The following is a 211-nucleotide window of genomic DNA, read 5'->3' as shown; positions in this document are numbered from 1 at the left end:
CCCCCCCCCCCCCCCCCCCCCCCCCCCCCCCCCCCCCCCCCCCCCCCCCCCCCCCCCCCCCCCCCTCCCAAAAAAAACCCCCCCCCCCCAGATTACTACGCGTCTCGTGGGCTCGGAGATGTGTATAAGAGACAGGTGCTGCCGGGGACGTACTGGTAGAAGGAGTGGTAGAGGCCGTCACGGACCGTGATGCCGTGGGGGTCGTTGATCC

The 211-nt window shown here is 72.0% G+C and carries 1 protein-coding gene; it reads right to left on the bottom strand.

The features are described 5' to 3' along the window. Window positions 1–95: 95 nt before the first annotated feature. Window positions 96–209 carry a hypothetical protein gene (locus tag ACPYOM_RS24435; protein WP_481347966.1) on the bottom strand — a complete coding sequence of 38 codons (114 nt, stop codon included), beginning with the start codon at window positions 207–209 and terminating at the stop codon, window positions 96–98. Window positions 210–211 lie beyond the last annotated feature (2 nt).

It is taken from the genome of Monashia sp. HAY1-2A (genome assembly GCF_056755315.1).
Note: the sequence above shows the minus strand (reverse complement) of the source record. Positions and strands in the feature narration are given on the sequence as shown.